We start from the raw sequence: 21,318 nt of genomic DNA, 5'->3' as shown, positions 1-21,318 counted from the left end.
ATGATTACGGTTACAGATGTTTCAAAGGTGTACTCTTTAGATTCAGGTGATTTTTATGCCTTAAAAAACAACCATATCCATATTCAAAAAGGAGAATTTGTAGCGATCATGGGTCCGAGTGGCTCGGGAAAAAGTACCTTACTTCAGCTGTTAGGCGGGCTTGATTCTCCTAGTTCAGGAAAAATTGTCGTGGATGATTGTGAACTAAACAGATTAAATGAAAAAGAACTTACCCAGTTTCGACGTACGAAATTAGGATTTGTCTTTCAGAACTATCAGCTTTTACCCATGATGACAGTTGGTGAAAACATTGCCTTGGCACTTTCTGCAAACAACGCGTCAAAAGCGAAAATTAAAATGACCGTTCAACAGCTGTTGTCAGATGTGAACCTAGAGGGAAAAGAAACACAATTCCCTTCTCAATTAAGCGGTGGGCAGCAACAAAGGGTAGCGATCGCAAGAGCCTTGGCGATGAAGCCAAGTTTAATTTTAGCCGATGAACCCACAGGAAACTTGGATCAAAAAAACGGAGAAGACATTTTACGACTACTTTCAAAGCTTAATAAAGAAGAAAAAATCACGATTGTGATGGTGACTCATGATTTACAAGCAGCACAAGTAGCTGATCGAATCATTACGGTGCGTGATGGATTAATTGTAGAAGACGGAATGAAAGGAGGTTATCAAAATGAAACAGTGGCAAATCGCATGGCGTAACTTAATGCGGAGGAAGATGAGAACCTTCCTTACGATTCTATCAATTGTCATTGGGGTGGCATCCACGTTTTCTGTGATTGCAGCCGTAGATTCAGCGGAGAAGTCTTTCCCTATTTTTATAAAAGAGGCATTTGCGAAGGCAGACTTTACTATCGCAGGTACAGAGGCTTATTTTTCGGAGAATGTTCTTACGCAAACGGAATCCATTGAAAACGCGACTTCTATTGCCCTTTTAAAAGAAAATACCAAACTTATCGTGGAAGATAAAGAGGTTTCTGCGATTCAAAAAAGGGTGGTCATAACTGGGTATAGCAAGCTTGATACGCCCGTTACTGGGTTCAAACGAATGGAAGGGGACCTAAACGGCAAAGGTGCTGTAATTACAGATAGAACAGCTAAGGTGTGGGGAACGAAAATTGGAGATTCTATCTCCATTGATACAGATCATGGAGTGAAAGAAATCGAAGTTTCTGCGATTGTGAAGTACACTCAAGATTTAATGGGGCCATCTAGTTGGAATATGGCGAAGTATCACCACTGGGCAATCGCTGTTCCACTACCTGTTGTGCAGGAGTGGTTTGGTCATGAAGGGGAAATCCAAGGTATTCAAGTGAGGGCGAGTGATACAGAAAGTTTAGCCGCTGTAGAACAGGCAGTTGATCAACTTGTAAAAAATAATGTAAACATTTATATGCAGCCAGTCGTTGTGAATGTAGATGAAGAGTTTCAAAAGATGGATTCCTTTTTCTTGGCTCTCTATATTGCAGGATTTCTAGGAATTGCACTTAGTGCCTTCATTATTTTTAACTCACTGTATGTCAGTATTAGGGAAAGAAAAAATGAGTTTGCCGTTCTGAAAACGATTGGATACACTCCTGGTCAATTACAGGTCATGGTACTGACAGAGGTAATCCTATTAGCTCTAGTTGGAACAGTAATTGGTCTAGTGATTGGATACGGTATGGCGCTTGGCTTAACAGCCCTCGTCTTCATGCTCATTGGAATTACTGATGGAAATAGCATGGTGCTAGTACCAGGAATTAGCTTATCGTTATTGGCCGGTTTGGTTGTTCCCATTGCTGCAGCATGGTACCCGATACGAAACGTTGGGAAAATTAGTGTCATTGAAGTGCTGAAGGAGAATAAAGCGAAAGCAAAAGAAGGGACGAATAAGTGGGTTGGAATCGTCGGAGTATTACTGATAGGATCTAGCTTTTTTATTAAGCACCTACTTATGGTTTTGCCTCTTATGATTGGGATTGCGTTGATTTTCCCCTATCTATTTAAAATGTTTGTGTGGGTGATAAAAGGATTATTTGGAGTAGTCTTCCGATTTTCGGGAGACATGGCAATCCGAAACTTGAATCGAAACCTAAGTCGTTCTTCCATGACTTCTGTCATTCTCTGTCTAGGGATTGCCATGATTGTCCTAATGGCATCTCTGAACTCTGCGCTTTTACAGACGTATGAAAAAGTGATTCATTCCACTTATGGTGGGAATCTTGATATCATGTTTCACCATATTGAAGAGGAAGACCTCGCAACCATTAAAGCGACAAAAGGGGTGGCAGATGCAACGACTTATTCTAAGCAGTCAATCATTTGGACCCTTGATGGTCAAAAAAGAATGCTCCCTGTGTTCGGTGTTGGGGAGGAATGGATTGATCGTTTCCCACTATTTACTAGCGAGGAATGGACACATAGTGAATTAATTGGAAGCTTAAAAAATGATGAAATTGTTCTCGACCAAACTTCCTTTGATGTGTGGGGAGGAAAAATCGGTGAAAGTATTACGCTTGATACCTTGGACGGGGTGAAGCCTTTTAAGGTGGTCGCTGTTGTCAGTACAATGAAAAACAATGGCTATAGTGCGTTCGTAAAGGATCACCATTTTGAAGAAAGCTTTGGAGTGAAGTATGAACGAAACGCACTCGTCATTAAAGAAGAAGAAACAAGTTCACTTCAACTACGAGAAAACATCTATGGACAATTTGGTGAGAGAATAGAAGAAATGTGGGGACCTGAGGATTGGGTATCCGTTATTGGGGCAGTCGTTACAAGCTCGTTTAGCATAATAAATGCACTCGTTGTTCTTGCGATTATCATTTCTGGGATCGGAATCACGAATACATTGCTCATCAATATTATGGAGCGCATCCGCGAGATTGGAATGATGCGTGCAGTCGGGGTTACACGAAAGCAAGTCATCAGAATGATACTTTTAGAAGGGTTTGGAATTGGTTTAGCGGCAACCGTAATCGGAATTTTATTCGGGATCCTGCTAATCTATATGACTTCTGGTTTTATGGAGTACAATACATTAACCTTTGAATTCGGAGTTTCCAACCTAATCATTTCTTTAATCTTCCTATTTGGAATGATCATCAGCTTGATTTCAAGTTTTACACCATCAAGAAGAGCAGCCAAAATCCCGTTGAACGAAGCATTGCGATACGAGTAAGTGTGACAGGGGGCCGGTTCTTGTGTATCGTTCCCCTACTAATTTAATGAGGTGTTAACATATGTTTAATAAGTTATTGATGCTATTTATTTCGGCTGTAGTGCTTCTTTCAGCGTGCGGTACGGACTCATCGTGGGAAGAAGAAGAGGTTGTTGAGGAAAGCAATAGGATCATTACGGAAGATGTTGATGTGAATTGGGAGATTGATAAAGAACAAGCTTCTGGAAAAGAGTATATCATACGGCTTACTGTTTCAAATAATGGGGCGCCGGTTGATCATTTTGAAGTGAACCATGAAAAGCTGCTCCATTTAATCGTTGTTAGTAAGGATTTATCTTATTTTAATCATATCCATCCAGAGTACAAGGGAGATGGAGTGTTTGAAATCAAAAATGAGTTTCCAGCAGGCGGGGAATACCGGATGGTTGTAGACTTCAAACCGACAAACGGAAGTTCCATGAGTAAGATGGCCTGGGTAACGGTTGAAGGAGATACAGTACAGCCGATAGCTGTTACCGTTGATGAAAATTTAGAGAAAATGGTAGAAGGAATAAATGTGACGTTATCGATTGAACCGGGCCTTGCAGCTGGGGAAGAAAGCACGATGAAATTTACTCTAACCGAAGGAGATACACAGCTGCCAGTCACAGACCTCGAACCATATCTAGGATCAATCGGACACGTCGTGATTTTATCAGAAGATGGTGAAAGATACTTGCATGTGCATGCATTAGAAGGTCAAGGTAGCGGACCAGAGGCATTATTTGAAACAGAATTTCCGGAAAGTGGCGTTTATAAAATTTGGGGCCAATTCCAACGAAACGGTGAGGTTGTTACAGTACCTTTTGTGGTAGAGGTTCCGTAGAGGTCGTTACCTTGTGAAAGGGATGAAATAAGTTAATGAAGGTTGGATTAGTACGCCATTTTAAAGTTACCCATGGGTATCCTAAAAAATATATTACCGCTGAGGAACTAGTAAAATGGGAGAAAGAATATAATGAGTCGACTGTAGAAGAAAAGGAAATAGAATTATCTCAAGTTAAATGGGAAAAATGTTTTTCAAGTGACTTACCAAGAGCAAGGGAAACAGCTGAAAGATGTTTTGATGGCACTATTATTTATCTTGAAGAATTAAGAGAAGTTGCACTTTCGCCATTCTTTCAGAAGAAGATTAGGTTGCCTCTATTTATTCACATCTTTTTTATCAGATTTGCTTGGATAGTCAATCATAAATCCCAGCTAGAGAAAAAAAGTGACGTTCTAAAACGAGTTAATAAGGCTTTGGATCTTGCCTTACAATCAGGTGAAGATGTTCTTATTATTAGTCATGGGGGAGTAATGAAGTACATGACTAAGGAATTAAAAAAGAGAGGTTTTAGAGGGCCGAAATTCAGAAGACCAGAAAATGGAATGCTCTATACATTTGTTAAGTAATTGTTTTCTTTTAGGAATAAATAATACAAACGAGAAATTTAATTTAATAAGATTTACAGAGGAACACACATATAAGACATGTCCAATATGTGTGTTCCTTTTAATATCAACTGGTTTACTTGTTTAACAAATATATTATGTCCTTTATAGTAACAGAACTAAACAAACTATCAATGTGTCGAAAATGTTAAAAATCAAATATAAACAAATATTTATATCTGTATTTATGTTGATTACATTAAGGCATGGGAGTAAGATATAGATATAGGAAATTAAAGGGAAAGGTTTATGTAAACCCTTTCTTATTTTTAAAAAAACATTTGTGAAATAGTGTACAAACATTTAAGGAGGAGAAAAAGATGAGCAATGCACGTGTGTATTATGTACCAAGTACAAACCTAATGGGCAGAGGCTGTTTAAAAGAACTGCCAGCACTTGTAAAGGAACTGGGTCAAACTAAAGCATTAGTTGTAACGGATAAGTTCTTGAATCAATCAGGTCTAGCAGGGAAAGTTCTTGCGGAACTTGATACGATTGATCTAGAATACGTCATCTTTGATGATGTAAAACCCAATCCTACGGTCCAAAATGTGTATGAAGGAGTTGAAGTGTTTAAGGAAAATGCTTGTGACTTCATCGTATCTATTGGTGGAGGATCTCCTCAGGATGCTGCTAAAGCCATTGGACTTTATGTAACCAATGGAGGCGACTTACGAGACTATGAAGGTGTTGGTAAGACAAAGAATAAATCGGTTCCGATTGTTGCTGTCAACACGACCGCTGGTACATCAAGTGAATTTACTATTAACTACGTGATTACAGATACGGAACGAGAAGTGAAAATGGTGATGGTAGATAAGAACAGTCTAGTAACCATCTCAGTAAATGATCCAGAACTTATGGTTGATAAACCAGCAGATTTGACCGCTGCGACAGGTGTGGATGCACTCACCCACGCAATTGAAGCGATCGTTACTCCAGGTGCCTTCCCTGTTACAGATGCAACCGCATTAGCAGCTGTTGAAATCATCTTTAACTACTTGCCTCGTGCCGTAAAAGACGGTCATGATATTGAAGCTCGTGAACAAATGACATACGTCATGTTCTTAGCAGGTATTGCATTTAACAATGCAGGACTAGGTTTTGTCCATGCGATGGCGCACCAGCTTGGCGGTGTGTACGATCTTCCACACGGAGTATGTAACGCCATGCTTCTACCGATTGTTGAAAGAGAAAATGCGAAACGTGATCCAAAGAAATTCCGTTTAATTGCAAAAGCAGCAGGCATTCAAGTGGAAGGAAAAACAGATGAGCAATGCGCAGATGAAGTGATCGAAGCAATTAAAGCTCTATGTAAGGAAGTAGGAATTCCAAGCACCCTTGCTGAGTTAGGTGTGACGGATGTGGATTTAGATAAACTAGCAACAAATGCTTTAGCAGATGCTTGTGCACCGGGTAATCCATTCCAGCCAACAAAAGAAGAAGTGATTGAAATGTTTAAAGAAATTGCTTCTCCTGTAGTCATGAGTTAATTTTTCTAAAAGAATGCGGTGACGCAAAAGCCCCAATTCTAAATTCGGGTGCAAAGTATAAAATGACACATGAAATAGCGTGAGAATTCTCACGCTATTTTTCTTTTAAACAAAGGAATATAAAAGTTATTAAGTTTAATTGGCATTCGATTTCCTTCAAGCCCTGTCCAAATCCCCCTTGGATTCGGACACCTAAGAGCGAATTCCAGTCAATCCCTGTCCGAATCTCCCTTGGATTCGGACACCCAAGTGTGAATCTCAGTCAATCCCTGTCCGAATACCCCCAGGATTCGGACACCCAAGTGTGAATACCAGTCAAGTCCTGTCCGAATACCCCCCGGATTCGGACACCTAAGAGCGAATTCCAGTCAAGCCCTGTCCGAATACCCCTTGGATTCGGACACCCAAGTGTGAATCTCAGTCAATCCCTGTCCGAATACCCCCCGGATTCGGACACCTAAGAGCGAATTCCAGTCAAGCCCTGTCCGAATACCCCTTGGATTCGGACACCCAAGTGCGAATCCCAGTCAATCCCTGTCCGAATAACCCCCGGATTCGGACACCCAAGAGCAAACTCCTTCAAGTCCTGTACAAATATCCCTTGGATTCGGACACCCAAGTGTGAATCCCAGTCAAGTCCTGTCCAAATACCTCTTGGATTCGGACACCCAAGAGCGAATTCCAGTCAATCCCTGTCCGAATAACCCCCGGATTCGGACACCCAAGAGCGAATTCCAGTCAAGCCCTGTCCGAATAACCCCCGGATTCGGACACCCAAGAGCGAATCCCAGTCAATCCCTGTCCGAATACCCCCCGGATTCGGACACCCAAGTGTGAATCCCAGTCAAGTCCTGTCCGAATAACCCCCAGGATTCGGACACCCAAGAGCGAATTCCTTCAAGTCCTGTCCAAATACCCCCAGGATTTGGATTAATCAATTCTATGAAAATGGCTACTCGTTTATAGAGTCAATATTATTTCTCACATCACGATTTTCGGAAGCTGAATGGTTATCTTCTTCAGCTCCTTCCCCCATCTGGTTACCTATCGCACCGCCTGAAACTCCGCCTATCACAGCACCAACTAGTCCAAATGGAGAACCGATCATCGCACCCGCAACGGCTCCATTTAAAGTTCCTGCTGCTTCACTAAAGTCATTGACACCTTGATTGTTGACCTTTTCTTCCACATTTTCATCCTCGAAGTTATTGCGTTCGTTACCCGGATTCATCTAACTCACTTCCTTGTGTATTAATGGGGAATATGCTAATTATGTAGGCGCACCATCCTAAACATATACTACCCAGCCGAAGTCGTTTTACTCCCTTTGTTTAGTGGTAGATTTCTAATGTGTACCGATACCTAATCTTTAAGTGTTATACAAGAGTGTTGAGTGTTATACACAAACAGATGTAAACTACCAATAAATAATTAAACAGATTATACACTGGGGGAAATGAGATGAAATATTTTGTAGTTGATGCTTTTGCAGAAAAGGTTTTTGAAGGAAATCCAGCAGGTGTATGTATTATGAATGATTGGATTTCAGATGAACTCATGCAGAAAATAGCCATTGAAAATAATTTATCAGAAACAGCTTTTGCAGTAAAAGAAGAAGCAGGTCCATATCGACTTAGATGGTTTACACCTGGAGGAGAGATTAATCTTTGTGGGCACGCCACATTAGCAACGGCATTTATCATTCTAAATTATTATGAGAAGCAATCGGATAGTGTGAAGTTCAATACAATTAGTGGAGAGTTAACTGTAAATAAACAAGATGATTTATATGAATTAGATTTCCCTTCCGTTCCTTTAGAAGAAATTTCTGTTACTGATCAAATGATCAGCGCTTTGGGAATTGTGCCAAAAGAAACCTACTTAAATAGAGATCTTGTATTCATACTGGAGTCCGAGGAAGAAGTAAGAAACGTAAGCCCTGACTTTGCCAAATTAGAAACATTGCCAGAAGGATTGGGTGTTTGTGTTACGGCCAAAGGTAGCACATATGATTTTGTCTCTCGAGGGTTTTTCCCTAAGCTAAAAGTAAATGAAGATCCCGTAACAGGTTCCTTACATTGTGGCTTAATTCCGTTTTGGGCCAATAGACTAGGAAAAAAGGGAATGGTGGCTAGACAATTATCAAGTAGAGGTGGCACGCTTTATTGTAAACTTGAGGGTACTCGAGTAAAAATGGCTGGAAGAGCCGTTTTATATTCAGTAGCCGAATTAAATATAGGGGGTTAAGGTGGAAAAAGCTCAACGATTAACCAAAGAAAAGGAAATTTAATACATGAGGGGTGAAGGGTTGAAACGTATTCATTATAGTTGGGTTATTTTATTTATTGCGTTTTTTTCTATTATAACAGCAGGTATCATACGATCCTCGTCAGGAGTGTTCATCGTTCCTTTTGAAAATGAATTTGGATGGGATCGGTCAACCATTTCATTTGCTTTTGCGATTAGTCTTCTTCTATACGGTATATCAGGTCCATTTATGGCTGCACTAATAGAGGTGATTGGGCTTAAGAAAATGATGATTTTAGCAATGGCAACATTGTTGATAGGTATTTTGCTCACCTTTTTTATGGTGAAGCCTTGGCAGTTAGTTTTGACTTGGGGAATCATTATCGGTTTGGGCTCAGGTTTGTTCTTAACCGTACTAAGTCCATATATTGCAAATCAATGGTTTGAAAAAAAGAGAGGACTTGCGCTCGGGATTTTAACAGCAAGCACAGCAACTGGGCAATTAATTCTCCTCCCATTGTTAGCGGTGATTGTAGAAACGTATTCCTGGAAATGGGCGATGGGCCTAATTCTTATTCTTAGCCTCATTATGCTAGCTATTATTTTATTATTTATGAAAAACTCACCTCAGGAAGCGGGACTTCTTCCATATGGGCAAGAAGTGGCTTCAACTGTAAATAAGGTAGAGAAAAAGGGGAATCCTGTAACGATTGCCTTTCAAACTTTACTTGAGGCTGTAAAAGTAAAGGAATTTTGGTTACTAGCAGGGAGCTTTTTTATCTGTGGTCTTTCCACTAGTGGACTGATTGGTACACATTTTATTTCCTACTGTATAGGCTTTGGGTTTACTGCTGTAACGGCAGCTTCCATGCTCTCATTAATGGGGGTGTTTGATTTAATAGGAACCACTCTTTCTGGTTGGTTATCCGATCGGTTTGATAATCGATGGTTGTTGTTTTGGTATTACGGTTTAAGAGGAGCTTCCCTTTTGTTTCTTCCATTTGCGCTTTCTGATGGTTCCTATATTTTTCTGATTATATTCTCTGTGTTTTACGGCTTAGATTGGATTGCCACTGTACCACCAACGGTTAACATTTCAAGACAAATCTTTGGAATAGAGAAAAGTGTTGTGGTGTACGGATGGGTCTTCGCAGCCCATCAATTAGGCTCAGCAGTAGCTGCAGGTGGAGCAGGGATAGTATACAAGATCTTCAACTCCTATTCATGGGCATTTGCTTTAGCAGGAATGTTTTGTTTATTAGGAAGTCTATTCGTAATAGTGATTAAAAAGGAACGTATTGTGGTTAAGGAAAATGATTCTTATATAGCTAACTAAATGAAAAGGCCGAATATCCCATGTATAGAAATGGGATATCGGCTTCGTTCCAAATATATTTGAAATTAATTATGACCCACTATACGATGCGGTACATACGGCTCTTCAAGGAATGCAATCTCTTCAGGTGAAAGCTTTACTGATAAAGCACCTACAGCATCCTCAAGATGTGATATTTTTGTTGCCCCGATTATTGGAGCTGTTACTGTCTCTTTTTGTAATAACCAAGCAAGTGCAATATGTGTACGTGGAACACCGTGTTTTTCTGCAATAGATGCTACTCGCTCAACCACTAATCGGTCGCCATCGGCAGTCGCATCGTATTTAGACTTTTGGACTTGATCGGTTTCAGAACGAAGTGTGGTTTCGGACCAGTCGCGCGTTAATCTACCTGATGCAAGTGGGCTGTATGGAGTAACACCAATTTTCTCTTCCTTACAAAGAGGTAGCATTTCTCTTTCCTCTTCACGGTAGATGAGGTTGAGATGGTTCTGCATAGAGACAAATTTCGTCCAACCATGTTTTTCAGCCACATGTAAAGCTTTTTGGAATTGCCAAGCAAACATGGCAGAAGCACCAATGTATCTTGCTTTTCCTGACTTCACTACATCATGCATGGCTTCCATTGTTTCTTCAATAGGAGTAGTATAGTCCCAGCGATGGATGATATAAAGATCTACGTAATCTGTTTCCAATCGCTTAAGGCTCTTATCAATTTCACTCATTATAGCTTTTCGAGAAAGTCCCGAACCATTTGGACCTTTGTGCATTTGCCCGTGTACTTTGGTTGCTATTACTACTTCGTCACGATTTGCGTAATCTTTCAGAGCCCGTCCAAGATATTCCTCACTTGTGCCAAGAGAGTATACATTGGCAGTATCAAAAAAATTAATCCCTAATTCAAGCGCTTTCTTTATCACGGGGCGAGAGTCCTGCTCGTTAAGTACCCATTGGTGAACCCATTTATTTGCGTCTCCAAAACCCATACATCCAAGACAAAGTCGAGATACATCTAAGCCAGTATTACCAAGTTTCGCATACTCCATTTGATTGTTCCCTCTCTTTTGTTTATTTGCCACGTTTATCGTGACCTCTTTGGAAATAATTATGCCATAAATAATAAATAACCCTTAACCCATTCCTATCAAGTTTTTGCCTAATCCTATCAACCACTCTTACCCTACCAACGAATATCAGATATAATGACTGAAGATGGAGAAAAAGGAGAATAAATGATGTCTGAGAAAACCTACAAACAACAACTAGAACTTGCTAATCTCATAGAGAACTTTTCCAAACAGGATGGTGTCCATTCTACATTAATCCCCTCTTTATTTCTCATTCGTGAATCCATTATTACGGAACCTTTATCTAGAGTGAACGAGCCGTCTTTTTGCATGATTCTCCAAGGTGAGAAGGAAGTGTTATTGGGAGAGGAACGATTCTTGTATGGTCCTGGGCATTATATTGTGGCCTCTGTTGATTTGCCAGTAACAGGGCAAGTGATCAAAGCCTCAACAGAATCGCCCTATTTAGCTTTCAAACTTGAATTTACATCAACTGAAATTTTAGAAGTTATAAATGAAACAGATATTCCATTTAATCAGGGAAAGAACTCGAAGCGGGCGATGTTTGTTAGCGAAGTAGAACCATGTTTGTTGGATGCAGTACTAAGACTAGCTAATTTATTAGAAAATCCAAAGCACATTCCTATCCTTGCTCGATTATTTAGAAAAGAAATTATCTATTGGATCTTACAAGGTCCACATGGAGAAGCATTAGAACAAATAGCATTAGAGGGTAGCAATGCATCTAGAATACGAGAAGTGATCAACCATATTATCAAAAATTTTGAAGAACCCTTTCGAATCGAAAAGCTTGCCGAAATCGCAAATATGAGTGTGTCATCTCTACATCGACATTTTAAAGAAGTAACAGCTATGAGTCCTATTCAGTTCCAAAAACAATTGAGATTACAAGAAGCTAGACGCATGTTATTGGCAGATCCAACAGATGTAGCCGATGTTGCATTCAAGGTGGGCTATGAAAGCCAATCGCAATTTAGTCGGGAATATTCCCGAATGTTTGGCCATTCACCTCGAGTAGATATAAGAAGAATGAGAGAAAACTATGCTTAAAATGAATAGGAGTAATAGTGGGCTATGCTTGAGTAAAAGGCATAGCCTATTTTTATTCAAGAAATGGGAAAGGTATTTCATAAAGTACATAACTTCACAATAAAAAAAGCTGACATTCCTTATCTAGAAAGTCAGCCTGTTATGATCGGAACCTGTCATTGTTATGGAAAAGGTGCACGTCAATCATTAATCAATCCTTTTTTATTAAAATACTCCTTAATTGATTGTATGGCCCGTATTTCATCACTTCCAATAGCCTTTATATATAATTTAGTACCTGGCTTAATTCCTAGAGACAAAATTTCCATTATTGACTTGGTTGAGTGTTTTAGATTAACAGTATCACCCTGATACTCAAGGAAAATATCGGATTTAAATTTATAAGCTAAACTTACTAACAGGGTTGCAGGTCGTGCAAATCCAGTGTTCTTAGTAATAATAAACTTTTTTTTAATCATTTTTTCACCTCTTAAGGTCGTTCCCGCAAATGAAATAAAGTAGGACGAGAAGAGGATGCCCAAAAAAGCTAGACTTTTTTGAACACCCTCACAATTACTTTTGAAATTTATCATGTTCTTACATAGTGCTGATGTCAATCACGAATCGATACTTGACATCTGAGGCTAATACGCGTTTGTAGGCTTCATCAATTTTGTCCGCCGAAATTACTTCAATGGTAGGAACAATATTATGTTCTGCACAGAAGTCTAACATTTCCTGAGTCTCACGGATGCCTCCAATCATTGAACCTGCAAATGAACGGCGATGACCGATAAGAGAGAACACATTTACTGCCAATGGCTCTGCAGGCGCACCTACATTTACTAAAGTACCATCTAGCGTTAACAGTGACAGATAAGCACTAATGTCAATTTTTGCACTTACCGTGTTAATGATGAGGTCAAAAGTACCAGCAAGTTTATTAAATGTCTCAGGATCACTTGTGGCATAGTAGCTGTCGGCACCGAATTGCAAACCATCTTCCTTTTTACTCAAAGTTTGTGACAGAACGGTAACCTCTGCACCCATGGCGTGTGCAATCTTAACAGCCATATGACCAAGACCGCCCAGACCAACAACCGCTACTTTCTTTCCTGGTCCAGCTCCCCAATGATTTAGTGGCGAATATGTCGTAATACCTGCGCAAAGTAATGGTGCAGCAACGTCAAGCTCAATACCATCAGGAATTCTGACTACAAAATCCTCCGTTACTACTATGTGAGTAGAATAGCCACCCTGAGTTGGCTCACCGTATTTGTCAACACCAGCATAGGTAGGGACATTTCCATTGAGACAGTATTGTTCTTCTCCTTTACGGCAGTTCTCACATTCACCACAGGAGTCAACCATACATCCGACACCTACTCGGTCACCGACCTTGTACTTTGTCACCTCAGCTCCTACTTCCGTGACAATTCCCGCAATCTCGTGTCCAGGTACGAGTGGATAGTTCACTGGACCCCATTCACCATGTGCAGTATGGATGTCAGAATGGCATATTCCTGCATATTTAATTTCTATTAGAACATCATGCAAATCAAGATCGCGTCGTTTAATTTCAGCTGCTCGAAACGGTTTGTCTGGACCGTCGACAGCTCTTGCTTTAGCAATTACCATTAATAAAACCTCCTAAAATTTATACTTTTCAAGAGAATATGCTTGTATCAGGTAAATGAATCACTCAGGATACATTTCCCTTCATTCATTTCTAACCCTACTTCTTTCTCTTGCAAAACCATGTTAATCCCTAGAGTTAACTCTAGGTCAAGTGATTAAATGATATTTTTTTTAAAAGCTCTCTCTGGCCATACATGTATCGAACTATCTATCAATCTAGTTTATTTTTACTTTCCTCTAAAATTTTGACATTCTGCAAATACGGTGATAAACTCCCTCGTAACGCTAGAGTTAACTCGAGGTCTATATTATTCAGAAAGGGAGATAAATATTGAAGACATATTCTATCAGCGAAGTTGCAAAAGAATTGAATGTTACAGTATATACCTTGCGCTACTACGACAAAGAGGGGCTTATGCCTTTTGTAGAAAGGACAGCCAGCGGAATACGATTGTTTAAAGAATCCGATATCGAAGCTTTAAAAATAATTGAATGTCTAAAATCCACCGGAATGCCTATTAAGGAAATTAAAAACTTCATTGAATGGTGTTCTGATGGGGACTCCACGTTGCAACAAAGATATGACATGTTTTTGGAAAGAAAGGCTTGTGTAGAAGCACAGATGGAAGAACTGAAAAAAACAATGGAACTCATCGAGCATAAATGTTGGTATTACAAGACTGCTTTGAATGCCGGAACGGAAGAGATTCATAAAATAGAAACTTCCATGACTAATTAGCTTCTTTAGATTTAGGCAGCTTGTAAGGTCTGAACTCGGTATTGTACCGGGCTCAGGCCTTTTAGTTTTGCCTGGATTCGTTAGTGAAGAATGAGTGAATCTAGTTATTAAAGGGGTTTCATGGTAGAATGTTGTCGAGGAATGAAAACGCTTTAAAGAGGTGAAGGATTCTTTGATAAAGTTTAATCAAGTAACTTTTAAAAATAGGATTATCTTTATTTTTCTATGTAGCAGTTTAATTCCATTTATATGTTTGGGATTTCTTTCCTTCTATACAATAGATTCTATACTTCGTAATAAAGTAGAAAGTTCACTGCAAAGTAATTTGAAGCAAGATTTAATAACTTTAGAAAACACATTAAATAACTTAAATCATGTCTCTCAACAGCTTGCATATGGTGCAAGAGCAAATAATCTCTTTGAAGAATTGGAAAATGAACGTGAGCCCTATAATCGTATTCAGATTCGAAGTGAAATTAAAAGTGAAATAAATTTGATTTCTTTTTCAAATCCCAATGTAGGTTTAATTATGTACTACTATCCCGAGAAGCAAGAATATGATTTTGAAAGTTTTAGACTCCGTGGGGACTTTTTGCCAGACAATCTTCCAATAATGGCTAAGTACTCGGAAATTACATACTATGGACCTCACAAAAGTTATAACGGATTAATTAATCAATATGTATTTAGTACGATGCGTAAAGTGAATTTGCCTAATCAAAATGTTTATCTATATATAGAGACGGGACGCAATGCTTTGGAAACTATATTTGCTCCTGAGAATAAGAAAGATGACTCCCGTCGTTTACTTTTACTTGATAATGATGGGAAAATCACCTTTAGTGAAAATGAAAAGGCTTTCCCTGAGAATAGTATGTTTGTAGATTACAGCAAATCGGAAGCCAGCTCTGGATATTATAAAAACTATTTTTGGAATAAAGAAACAAGTAACCAAGGATGGAGTATTGTTTCCATTACCCCGGTTAAGGAGCTGAACAAGGAACGAGACAAATGGCTCTTTCAAGCTGCTTTAATATTAACTTTCTTCATAGTCGTTGCGTTATTATTTGCTATGTTAATGTGGAAGATGGTCTATAACCCCTTGAAGAAATTCAACAAGGAGGTTAAATCCTTAACTCAGTCTACTACCGAGCAAACAGAATTAACTAAGATACCTGAATTTGATGATTTACTTTATCAGGTGAGAAGTATGAAGACGAAGATTTGGGATTTGTACGCTGAGATTGAACAGAAAGAAAAGCGACGAGCGGACTTAGAAGTAGAAAAACTCCTATATCAAATAAATCCACATTTCTTAATGAATACACTGGATACGGTGCATTGGTTGGCTGTCTTTAGTGGTCATGAAAAAATAGATAAGGTGGTCCTCTCCTTAAATAAGTTACTTAGCTATAATCTTGGGAAAATGGGTGAGTCCACAACGGTTAAGAAAGAAATAGAGGCAGTAAAAGAATATTTACAGTTGCAACAGATTCGCTATGATTTTCAATTTGATGTGGATATAGAAGTAGATGAAACCACAATGGGATTATCAATTCCACGTTTCCTCCTTCAGCCCTTGGTAGAAAATGCTCTTTATCATGGTGTAAGTGACGACGGCTATATACATGTAAATGTTAAATTGTACGATTATTTAGAGATTACCATCCAAGATAATGGTTCTGGTATGTCAAGAGAAGAAATAAACAGCTTACTTCTTGATGAGTCAAAAAATAGTCAAAAGGTTGGAATGGGCATCGGCTTGAGCTATGTAAAACGTATTCTTGAAGCGAATTATGGTGAAGAAGCTAATTTAGAAATTAAAAGTGAAATTGGAAAAGGGACAATAGTTTCTTTACGAATCCCCGTCTCTGGAGGTGAAAGATCAGAATGATTCGAGTATTAATAGTAGACGATGAAAAAATTGTTCGTAAGGGCTTAATTTCCTTTATGCCCTGGGAAGATTTTGGGATGAAGGTTGTAGGAGAAGCCAATAATGGTGAGAATGCACTCCAGATTATTGAGAAAAACAAGGTCGATTTGTTATTAACGGATTTATCCATGCCAGTCATGTCTGGAATTGAATTAATGAGAGAAGTTAGAAAAAAATATCCTCACATTCAAATAGTGGTTCTAACTCTACATCAAGATTTTGAATATGTTCAGGAGGCACTTCGACTTGGAGCGATTGACTATATTGCCAAAACGCAATTAGATAAAGAACAGTTTGAAGATGTTTTAGGTAGAATTGCTTCCTTAATGGAACAGAAAGATTTATTAAAAGGAAATCCATTTCCTCAAGATGAATTAGTCGACGTTGAAGAAATCTTGGTATTATTCGCTTTAAACCCACAAAGTGATGAGGTGAAATTGGATACCTACTTATCAGTTGGAGCCTTAGAAGCGGATCTAGGTATCTGGTACTGGCCATCTATAGAAGAACAAGATAGAAAGTCACTTCAGGATTGGGTAACCAACGCTTTTTCATCAAATTCGGAATTTGTACTTATTCGTTTCCAGGGACTTAAACATATGGATCGAAAATCGATTTTGCAACTTCTAAGGGGCTATCAAAAGGGTGATTTATTTTATGATTATGATCCATTACAGCCTTACAAAATTGTACACAGTGAAGATATTCTTAATAAAGGAAAAAAAGAAACTGGATATGATATGAGTGAAATCAAAGAAAAGTGGATATCTGGGGAATGGATTCATAACGATCAATTGTTTGAACATATGAAAAATGAACTTAAATCATTTAGGCTGCCGCCGATCCGTTTAACACGGATGTTCTTTTCTATTACAGATGAATGGAACCGCCTATACCACCAAATCCTGTCTGAGCCCATTTTTATCGAAGATTTTTTAACCAACTGGGTTCAATTTGAGACTTGGTTAAGGCAAACAAGAAAAAAAATAAAAATGATAAAAATGAAGTCTCCCTATTCTTTAGAAATTCAAAATAGTATCCTACAAGCAATGAGCTTAGCACAGCAAATGTTAAATAAACATATTACAGCAGGAAATATGGCCAAGAGAGTCAATATGAGTAGTAGCTATTTCAGCCAGTGTTTTAAAGAGATTGTTGGTAAAACATATACAGATTATTTGAGAGACATTCGGATGGAACAAGCAAAAGATTACTTAAGAAACACAACAAAAACAATTCATTGGATTGCAGAACAGGTTGGGTATACTGATGAAAAATATTTTAGCCGACTATTTCGAGAGCATGTAGGTGTTTTACCAAGTGAGTATAGACAAAAGGGTAACATATAAAGTTGGTTAGAAAACGTACGAAAAAGGGGTAGACATTTTTCATACGTTTTTTTTTATTTTAATAAATAGTTAACCTATCTTGTAACCGCTTTCTATCTCGGTGAATCCTTCTACAGTGATATATTGAAATTAGAAATTAGATTCTTCATAAGAGGGGGAAAATTATGAAAAAGGTAGTAAAGGCTGGATTGGCAGGTTTATTGATTACCGCTAGTTTAAGTGCATGTACCGGTAAAACGGAAAGTAGTAACAACGCAGATAATGTACTGAAAGTTGATTCCAATGGGAAGTATACGGAACCAGTTGAAGTGTCTATTGGTAAAGGAATTGATGCTAACTATAAGTTCGAAGGAAATGATACAGCCGAAAACAATGCCTACACCCGTTGGTTAAAAGATCGTTATAACATTGATATTAAGCATGAGTGGGAAGCATCGGCAGGAGATTATGAACAAAAAGTAAGTTTGACCATTGCAAGCAACGATCTTCCAGATGCTATGTTAGTCAATGAGTCGCAGTTAAAGCAAATGATAAAAGCGGATCAATTGGCTGATTTATCGGAAGTTTATGAAGAATATGGTTCAGAAAGACTTAAGGATATTTATAAATCAAATCCTGGTTTATTAGATAATGTAACTGTTGATGGAAAATTGTATGCATTTCCAGAGACCACGCTTCCATCCGCACCGTTGACCTGGATTCGTAAGGACTGGCTTGATAAATTGGGACTTCAACCACCTAAAAATTTACAGGACGTAGAAAACATCGCACAAGCGTTTATTGATAACAATATGGGTGGACAGGACACAATTGGTATTGTAGGAACGGCACAAGGTGGTGCACTATATCCTACTTTTCTAACATCAGGGGATCACTCCTTTAATTTAGCACCGGTGTTCTTTGCTAACAATGCTTACCCAGGAATTTGGGTCAAAGATGAAGATGGGAAGGCCGTTTATGGTTCAACACTTCCAGAAACAAAGGCTACATTAGCCTTGTTGAATGAATGGTATAAGGAAGGAATTTTGGACAAGGAACTTGGTTTAAGGAAAAGTTCACAAGAGGTAATTGCAAGTGGTAAAACTGGTATTTACTTTGGAGCTTGGTGGACTCCTTATAATATAGAAGATTCAATAAAGAATGATCCGAATGCAAATTGGCGTCCATATGCTGCACCAGTAGATGCAGCAGGTGTACTTAATTCTAATGAAACGACAGGAAGTCAGTATATCGTAGTTAGTAAAGAATATGAACATCCAGAAGCAATTGTAGAACTTTTAAATATCCATGTAAATGAGAAAGACGCTAGTTATAAAGAAGCAGTAGGTAAGGAAATGACTTCACAGGAAATTCCGTTGTTTACTATTATGGGGCATGGAGATCAATTGAAATATGCTGTAGATACAACTCGGAAGTTTCTTGAAGGTGAAATTAGCCTGGAAGAAGTTGATAAAGTAAATTATGGCTTTACGTATGAACTCGTATCACATGCTAAGAACACGAAAAAAGAGCCTTACGACAATTACGATATACAATATTGGAATAAAGATGACGAATTCTTTACTCATGTTTACTCTCATCTGAATGGTGGTTCTACATTTGTTGATGCTGACATTAATTATGTTCGTAGCCTAGCAACTGCCAAAACACAAACGATGCAAACCCGTTGGACAAATCTTAAAAAACTAGAAGATGAAACTTTCTTAAAAATCATTTTTGGCAATGCACCGTTAAGTGATTTTGATAAATTTGTTGAACAATGGAATGAACAGGGTGGAGATCAAATTACTAAAGAAGTAAACGAGCAATAAAAAAATGATCTCAAGACGGGTGAAGCACTCGTCTTGAGATTCTTTCAAGGAGGAAAATGAAATGAAAAACAGAGTGGTACACAATCAGGCCCCGCTCACCAGATCTGTTTTAGAACGTAAACCTGCTATAACTCTATCAAAAGTTTTTCGTTCGAATTATACCCATTACTATTTAATGCTTCTTCCTGGCCTGCTTTGGATGTTCTTTTTTAATTTGTTTCCCATGTACGGAACATTAATGGCATTTAAGGATTTTAATCCAGGAGTAGGGATTCTTAAGTCTGCATGGATAGGTCTAGAAAACTTTAAATATATGTTTGAGCTCCCAGACAGTATTCAAGTTTTCAAGAATACAATAGTCATCGCACTTGCAAAAATGATTTTACAATTAATTGTCCCTTTAATATTTGCTCTTATGTTAAATGAAGTGAAAAATAGGTTTTTTTCTCGATCGGTTCAAACGATTGTTTATTTACCGCATTTTCTTTCTTGGGTTATTGTGGCAGGTATTCTACTAGACCTTTTCTCGCTTTCAGGCCCAGTCAATCAGTTGCTTACTGTCTTGGGAATGGAACCGATTTTATTTTTCTCCAATCCAGATATCTTTCCGGCAATTGTAATTGGTAGTGACGTTTGGAAGGAGTTTGGTTTCGGTGCAATTATCTATTTTGCAGCACTAACGTCTATTAGCCCTGAATTATACGAAGCAGCGGCAATAGACGGTGCTTCCCAGTTTAGACGTTTAATTAGCATTACGCTGCCTAGCATAATTCCAGTAGCCATATTACTAGGTACATTAAGCTTAGGTAATATCTTGAATGCGGGGTTTGATCAAATATTCAATCTATACAATCCGCTTGTCTATTCTACCGGGGATATCATTGATACTTGGGTTTATCGTGCGGGTCTAATAGATATGCAATATGGATTAGCTACAGCAGTAGGACTTCTTAAATCTATTGTCAGTTTAATATTAATTGCTATTTCTTATGGGTTAGCTTACCGGTTTGCAAATTATAGAATTTTCTAAAGTAAGGAGGGATGGAATATGGTAGAAGAACGATCTGTCATATCCAAGTTTTTCAATGGATTTAATGTGTTTTTACTTATTTTAATTACCCTTCTATGTATCTATCCAGTTTGGTATATGTTAGTTGTTTCTTTTAGTGATAAATCTGCAGTGGCTGCGGGGCAAGTGTTCCTTTGGCCCAAAGATTTTACAATAGCAGCTTATAGACTGATCCTGGATGATATTCAATTTTTCAAATCCTTTGGTATCTCAGTTACCCGTGTCATTTTAGGAACGATAACTACTTTTGTAGTTGTGGTTTTAATGGCTTACCCACTTTCAAAAACGTCAAGGGAATTTAAACCAAGAAATATTATTATGTGGATTTTGATATTTGCCATGCTTTTTAACGGCGGTTTAGTTCCATGGTATATGACTATGAAGGCACTGGGACTGACCAATAATATATGGGGTCTTGTTCTTGGAGGAGGATTACCTGTTTTCAATGTGATTTTGGTTATGAACTTTTTTAGAAATTTACCAAAGGAATTGGAAGAATCAGCAATTATGGACGGAGCAGGACCATGGAGAATACTGTTAAATATCTTTTTACCGTTGTCTAAACCTGTATTGGCTACTATTTTAGTCTTTACAATCGTGTATCATTGGAATGAATTTTTTCAGGCCATGGTGTTAATGACAAAAAATGACCAATATCCATTACAAACTTACATTCGTTCCCTTACGGTCGTAACGGATCTTTCAAGTATGGATGCGGAATCAGCGAAACTTCTTACATCGACATCCAATCAAACGTTAAATGCAGCGAAAATATTTATATCAATGCTTCCACTTTTAGTGATTTACCCATTCTTTCAAAAATATTTTGTCAAGGGTATTACGCTCGGTTCTGTTAAGGGGTGATAGAAAGTATATATGCCCTCTGCCGACAAGTGATCTTGAAATGCTACGAAATGGATCCAAAAACTATAAGG

18 protein-coding genes are annotated in these 21,318 nt (G+C 38.4%); 14 read left to right on the top strand and 4 right to left on the bottom strand.

Features of this window, described 5'->3' with window-relative positions:
• The 5 genes from ACGLXV_RS18760 (at window position 1) to ACGLXV_RS18740 (ending at window position 6,144) form a co-directional block, all read left to right on the top strand.
• Window positions 1-717, top strand: coding sequence for an ABC transporter ATP-binding protein (locus ACGLXV_RS18760; protein ID WP_391559867.1), 717 nt, complete (start codon window positions 1-3; stop codon window positions 715-717).
• Window positions 689-3,178 (top strand): FtsX-like permease family protein, encoded by a 2,490-nt coding sequence (locus ACGLXV_RS18755; RefSeq protein WP_391559847.1) that lies wholly within the window; start codon window positions 689-691, stop codon window positions 3,176-3,178. Before ACGLXV_RS18760 ends, ACGLXV_RS18755 begins: the two co-directional genes overlap by 29 nt.
• Before the next feature lie 61 nt (window positions 3,179-3,239).
• Window positions 3,240-4,043, top strand: coding sequence for a hypothetical protein (locus tag ACGLXV_RS18750; protein ID WP_391559846.1), 804 nt, complete (start codon window positions 3,240-3,242; stop codon window positions 4,041-4,043).
• A 35-nt stretch (window positions 4,044-4,078) separates the two neighbouring features.
• A complete protein-coding gene (locus tag ACGLXV_RS18745) occupies window positions 4,079-4,612 on the top strand; it encodes a histidine phosphatase family protein (protein ID WP_391559845.1) in 534 nt (177 codons plus the stop codon).
• A gap of 359 nt (window positions 4,613-4,971) precedes the next feature.
• The gene (locus ACGLXV_RS18740; protein WP_391559844.1) at window positions 4,972-6,144 is read left to right on the top strand and encodes an iron-containing alcohol dehydrogenase; all 1,173 of its coding nucleotides are present in this window, start codon (window positions 4,972-4,974) and stop codon (window positions 6,142-6,144) included.
• A 952-nt stretch (window positions 6,145-7,096) separates the two neighbouring features.
• Here ACGLXV_RS18740 and ACGLXV_RS18735 read toward each other — a convergent pair.
• Entirely contained in the window at window positions 7,097-7,375 is a 279-nt protein-coding gene (locus ACGLXV_RS18735) for a hypothetical protein (RefSeq protein WP_391559843.1), read from the bottom strand.
• Window positions 7,376-7,605: 230 nt separating this feature from the next.
• Between ACGLXV_RS18735 and ACGLXV_RS18730 the strand changes: the two genes are divergently transcribed.
• A complete protein-coding gene (locus tag ACGLXV_RS18730) occupies window positions 7,606-8,391 on the top strand; it encodes a PhzF family phenazine biosynthesis protein (RefSeq protein WP_391559842.1) in 786 nt (261 codons plus the stop codon).
• A gap of 61 nt (window positions 8,392-8,452) precedes the next feature.
• The gene (locus ACGLXV_RS18725; protein WP_391559841.1) at window positions 8,453-9,727 is read left to right on the top strand and encodes an MFS transporter; all 1,275 of its coding nucleotides are present in this window, start codon (window positions 8,453-8,455) and stop codon (window positions 9,725-9,727) included.
• Window positions 9,728-9,792: 65 nt separating this feature from the next.
• On the opposite strand, the gene ACGLXV_RS18720 is transcribed toward ACGLXV_RS18725, so the two are convergent.
• Complete coding sequence (locus tag ACGLXV_RS18720) at window positions 9,793-10,773, bottom strand: aldo/keto reductase (protein WP_391559866.1); 981 nt, start codon at window positions 10,771-10,773, stop codon at window positions 9,793-9,795.
• A gap of 189 nt (window positions 10,774-10,962) precedes the next feature.
• On the opposite strand from ACGLXV_RS18720, the gene ACGLXV_RS18715 reads away from it, so the two are divergent.
• Window positions 10,963-11,865 carry an AraC family transcriptional regulator gene (locus ACGLXV_RS18715; protein ID WP_391559865.1) on the top strand — a complete coding sequence of 301 codons (903 nt, stop codon included), beginning with the start codon at window positions 10,963-10,965 and terminating at the stop codon, window positions 11,863-11,865.
• A gap of 179 nt (window positions 11,866-12,044) precedes the next feature.
• Here ACGLXV_RS18715 and ACGLXV_RS18710 read toward each other — a convergent pair whose 3' ends face one another.
• Window positions 12,045-12,323, bottom strand: a complete 279-nt coding sequence (locus tag ACGLXV_RS18710) for an HPr family phosphocarrier protein (protein WP_391559840.1) — start codon at window positions 12,321-12,323, stop codon at window positions 12,045-12,047.
• A gap of 118 nt (window positions 12,324-12,441) precedes the next feature.
• Window positions 12,442-13,482: an NAD(P)-dependent alcohol dehydrogenase gene (locus ACGLXV_RS18705; protein WP_391559839.1), complete on the bottom strand. Its 1,041-nt coding sequence runs from the start codon at window positions 13,480-13,482 to the stop codon at window positions 12,442-12,444.
• Window positions 13,483-13,813: 331 nt separating this feature from the next.
• On the opposite strand from ACGLXV_RS18705, the gene ACGLXV_RS18700 reads away from it, so the two are divergent.
• The 6 genes from ACGLXV_RS18700 to ACGLXV_RS18670 all read left to right on the top strand — a co-directional run bounded on the left by ACGLXV_RS18700 (window position 13,814) and on the right by ACGLXV_RS18670 (window position 21,247).
• Complete coding sequence (locus tag ACGLXV_RS18700) at window positions 13,814-14,221, top strand: MerR family transcriptional regulator (RefSeq protein ID WP_391559838.1); 408 nt, start codon at window positions 13,814-13,816, stop codon at window positions 14,219-14,221.
• 172 nt (window positions 14,222-14,393) lie between these two features.
• Window positions 14,394-16,115, top strand: a complete 1,722-nt coding sequence (locus tag ACGLXV_RS18690; protein ID WP_391559837.1) for a sensor histidine kinase — start codon at window positions 14,394-14,396, stop codon at window positions 16,113-16,115.
• On the top strand, window positions 16,112-17,503 hold the full coding sequence (locus ACGLXV_RS18685) for a response regulator (RefSeq protein ID WP_391559836.1): 1,392 nt from the start codon (window positions 16,112-16,114) through the stop codon (window positions 17,501-17,503). Before ACGLXV_RS18690 ends, ACGLXV_RS18685 begins: the two co-directional genes overlap by 4 nt.
• 164 nt (window positions 17,504-17,667) lie before the next feature.
• The gene (locus tag ACGLXV_RS18680) at window positions 17,668-19,314 is read left to right on the top strand and encodes an extracellular solute-binding protein (protein ID WP_391559835.1); all 1,647 of its coding nucleotides are present in this window, start codon (window positions 17,668-17,670) and stop codon (window positions 19,312-19,314) included.
• Between the two features lie 175 nt (window positions 19,315-19,489).
• Window positions 19,490-20,344: an ABC transporter permease gene (locus ACGLXV_RS18675; RefSeq protein WP_391559864.1), complete on the top strand. Its 855-nt coding sequence runs from the start codon at window positions 19,490-19,492 to the stop codon at window positions 20,342-20,344.
• A gap of 18 nt (window positions 20,345-20,362) precedes the next feature.
• Window positions 20,363-21,247, top strand: a complete 885-nt coding sequence (locus tag ACGLXV_RS18670; RefSeq protein WP_391559834.1) for a carbohydrate ABC transporter permease — start codon at window positions 20,363-20,365, stop codon at window positions 21,245-21,247.
• Window positions 21,248-21,318: the final 71 nt, after the last annotated feature.

This window comes from Robertmurraya sp. (assembly GCF_036676585.1).
Lineage (GTDB): Bacteria > Bacillota > Bacilli > Bacillales > Cytobacillaceae > Robertmurraya_A.
This window is presented reverse-complemented; position numbering and strand designations above follow the sequence as displayed.

Coding starts and splice junctions, on each gene's coding strand:
- ACGLXV_RS18760 (WP_391559867.1), top strand. CDS start 1: ATGATTACGGTTACAGATGTTTCAAAGGTGTACTCTTTAGATTCAGGT.
- ACGLXV_RS18755 (WP_391559847.1), top strand. CDS start 689: ATGAAACAGTGGCAAATCGCATGGCGTAACTTAATGCGGAGGAAGATG.
- ACGLXV_RS18750 (WP_391559846.1), top strand. CDS start 3,240: ATGTTTAATAAGTTATTGATGCTATTTATTTCGGCTGTAGTGCTTCTT.
- ACGLXV_RS18745 (WP_391559845.1), top strand. CDS start 4,079: ATGAAGGTTGGATTAGTACGCCATTTTAAAGTTACCCATGGGTATCCT.
- ACGLXV_RS18740 (WP_391559844.1), top strand. CDS start 4,972: ATGAGCAATGCACGTGTGTATTATGTACCAAGTACAAACCTAATGGGC.
- ACGLXV_RS18735 (WP_391559843.1), bottom strand. CDS start 7,375: ATGAATCCGGGTAACGAACGCAATAACTTCGAGGATGAAAATGTGGAA.
- ACGLXV_RS18730 (WP_391559842.1), top strand. CDS start 7,606: ATGAAATATTTTGTAGTTGATGCTTTTGCAGAAAAGGTTTTTGAAGGA.
- ACGLXV_RS18720 (WP_391559866.1), bottom strand. CDS start 10,773: ATGGAGTATGCGAAACTTGGTAATACTGGCTTAGATGTATCTCGACTT.
- ACGLXV_RS18715 (WP_391559865.1), top strand. CDS start 10,963: ATGTCTGAGAAAACCTACAAACAACAACTAGAACTTGCTAATCTCATA.
- ACGLXV_RS18710 (WP_391559840.1), bottom strand. CDS start 12,323: ATGATTAAAAAAAAGTTTATTATTACTAAGAACACTGGATTTGCACGA.
- ACGLXV_RS18705 (WP_391559839.1), bottom strand. CDS start 13,482: ATGGTAATTGCTAAAGCAAGAGCTGTCGACGGTCCAGACAAACCGTTT.
- ACGLXV_RS18685 (WP_391559836.1), top strand. CDS start 16,112: ATGATTCGAGTATTAATAGTAGACGATGAAAAAATTGTTCGTAAGGGC.
- ACGLXV_RS18680 (WP_391559835.1), top strand. CDS start 17,668: ATGAAAAAGGTAGTAAAGGCTGGATTGGCAGGTTTATTGATTACCGCT.
- ACGLXV_RS18675 (WP_391559864.1), top strand. CDS start 19,490: ATGCTTCTTCCTGGCCTGCTTTGGATGTTCTTTTTTAATTTGTTTCCC.
- ACGLXV_RS18670 (WP_391559834.1), top strand. CDS start 20,363: ATGGTAGAAGAACGATCTGTCATATCCAAGTTTTTCAATGGATTTAAT.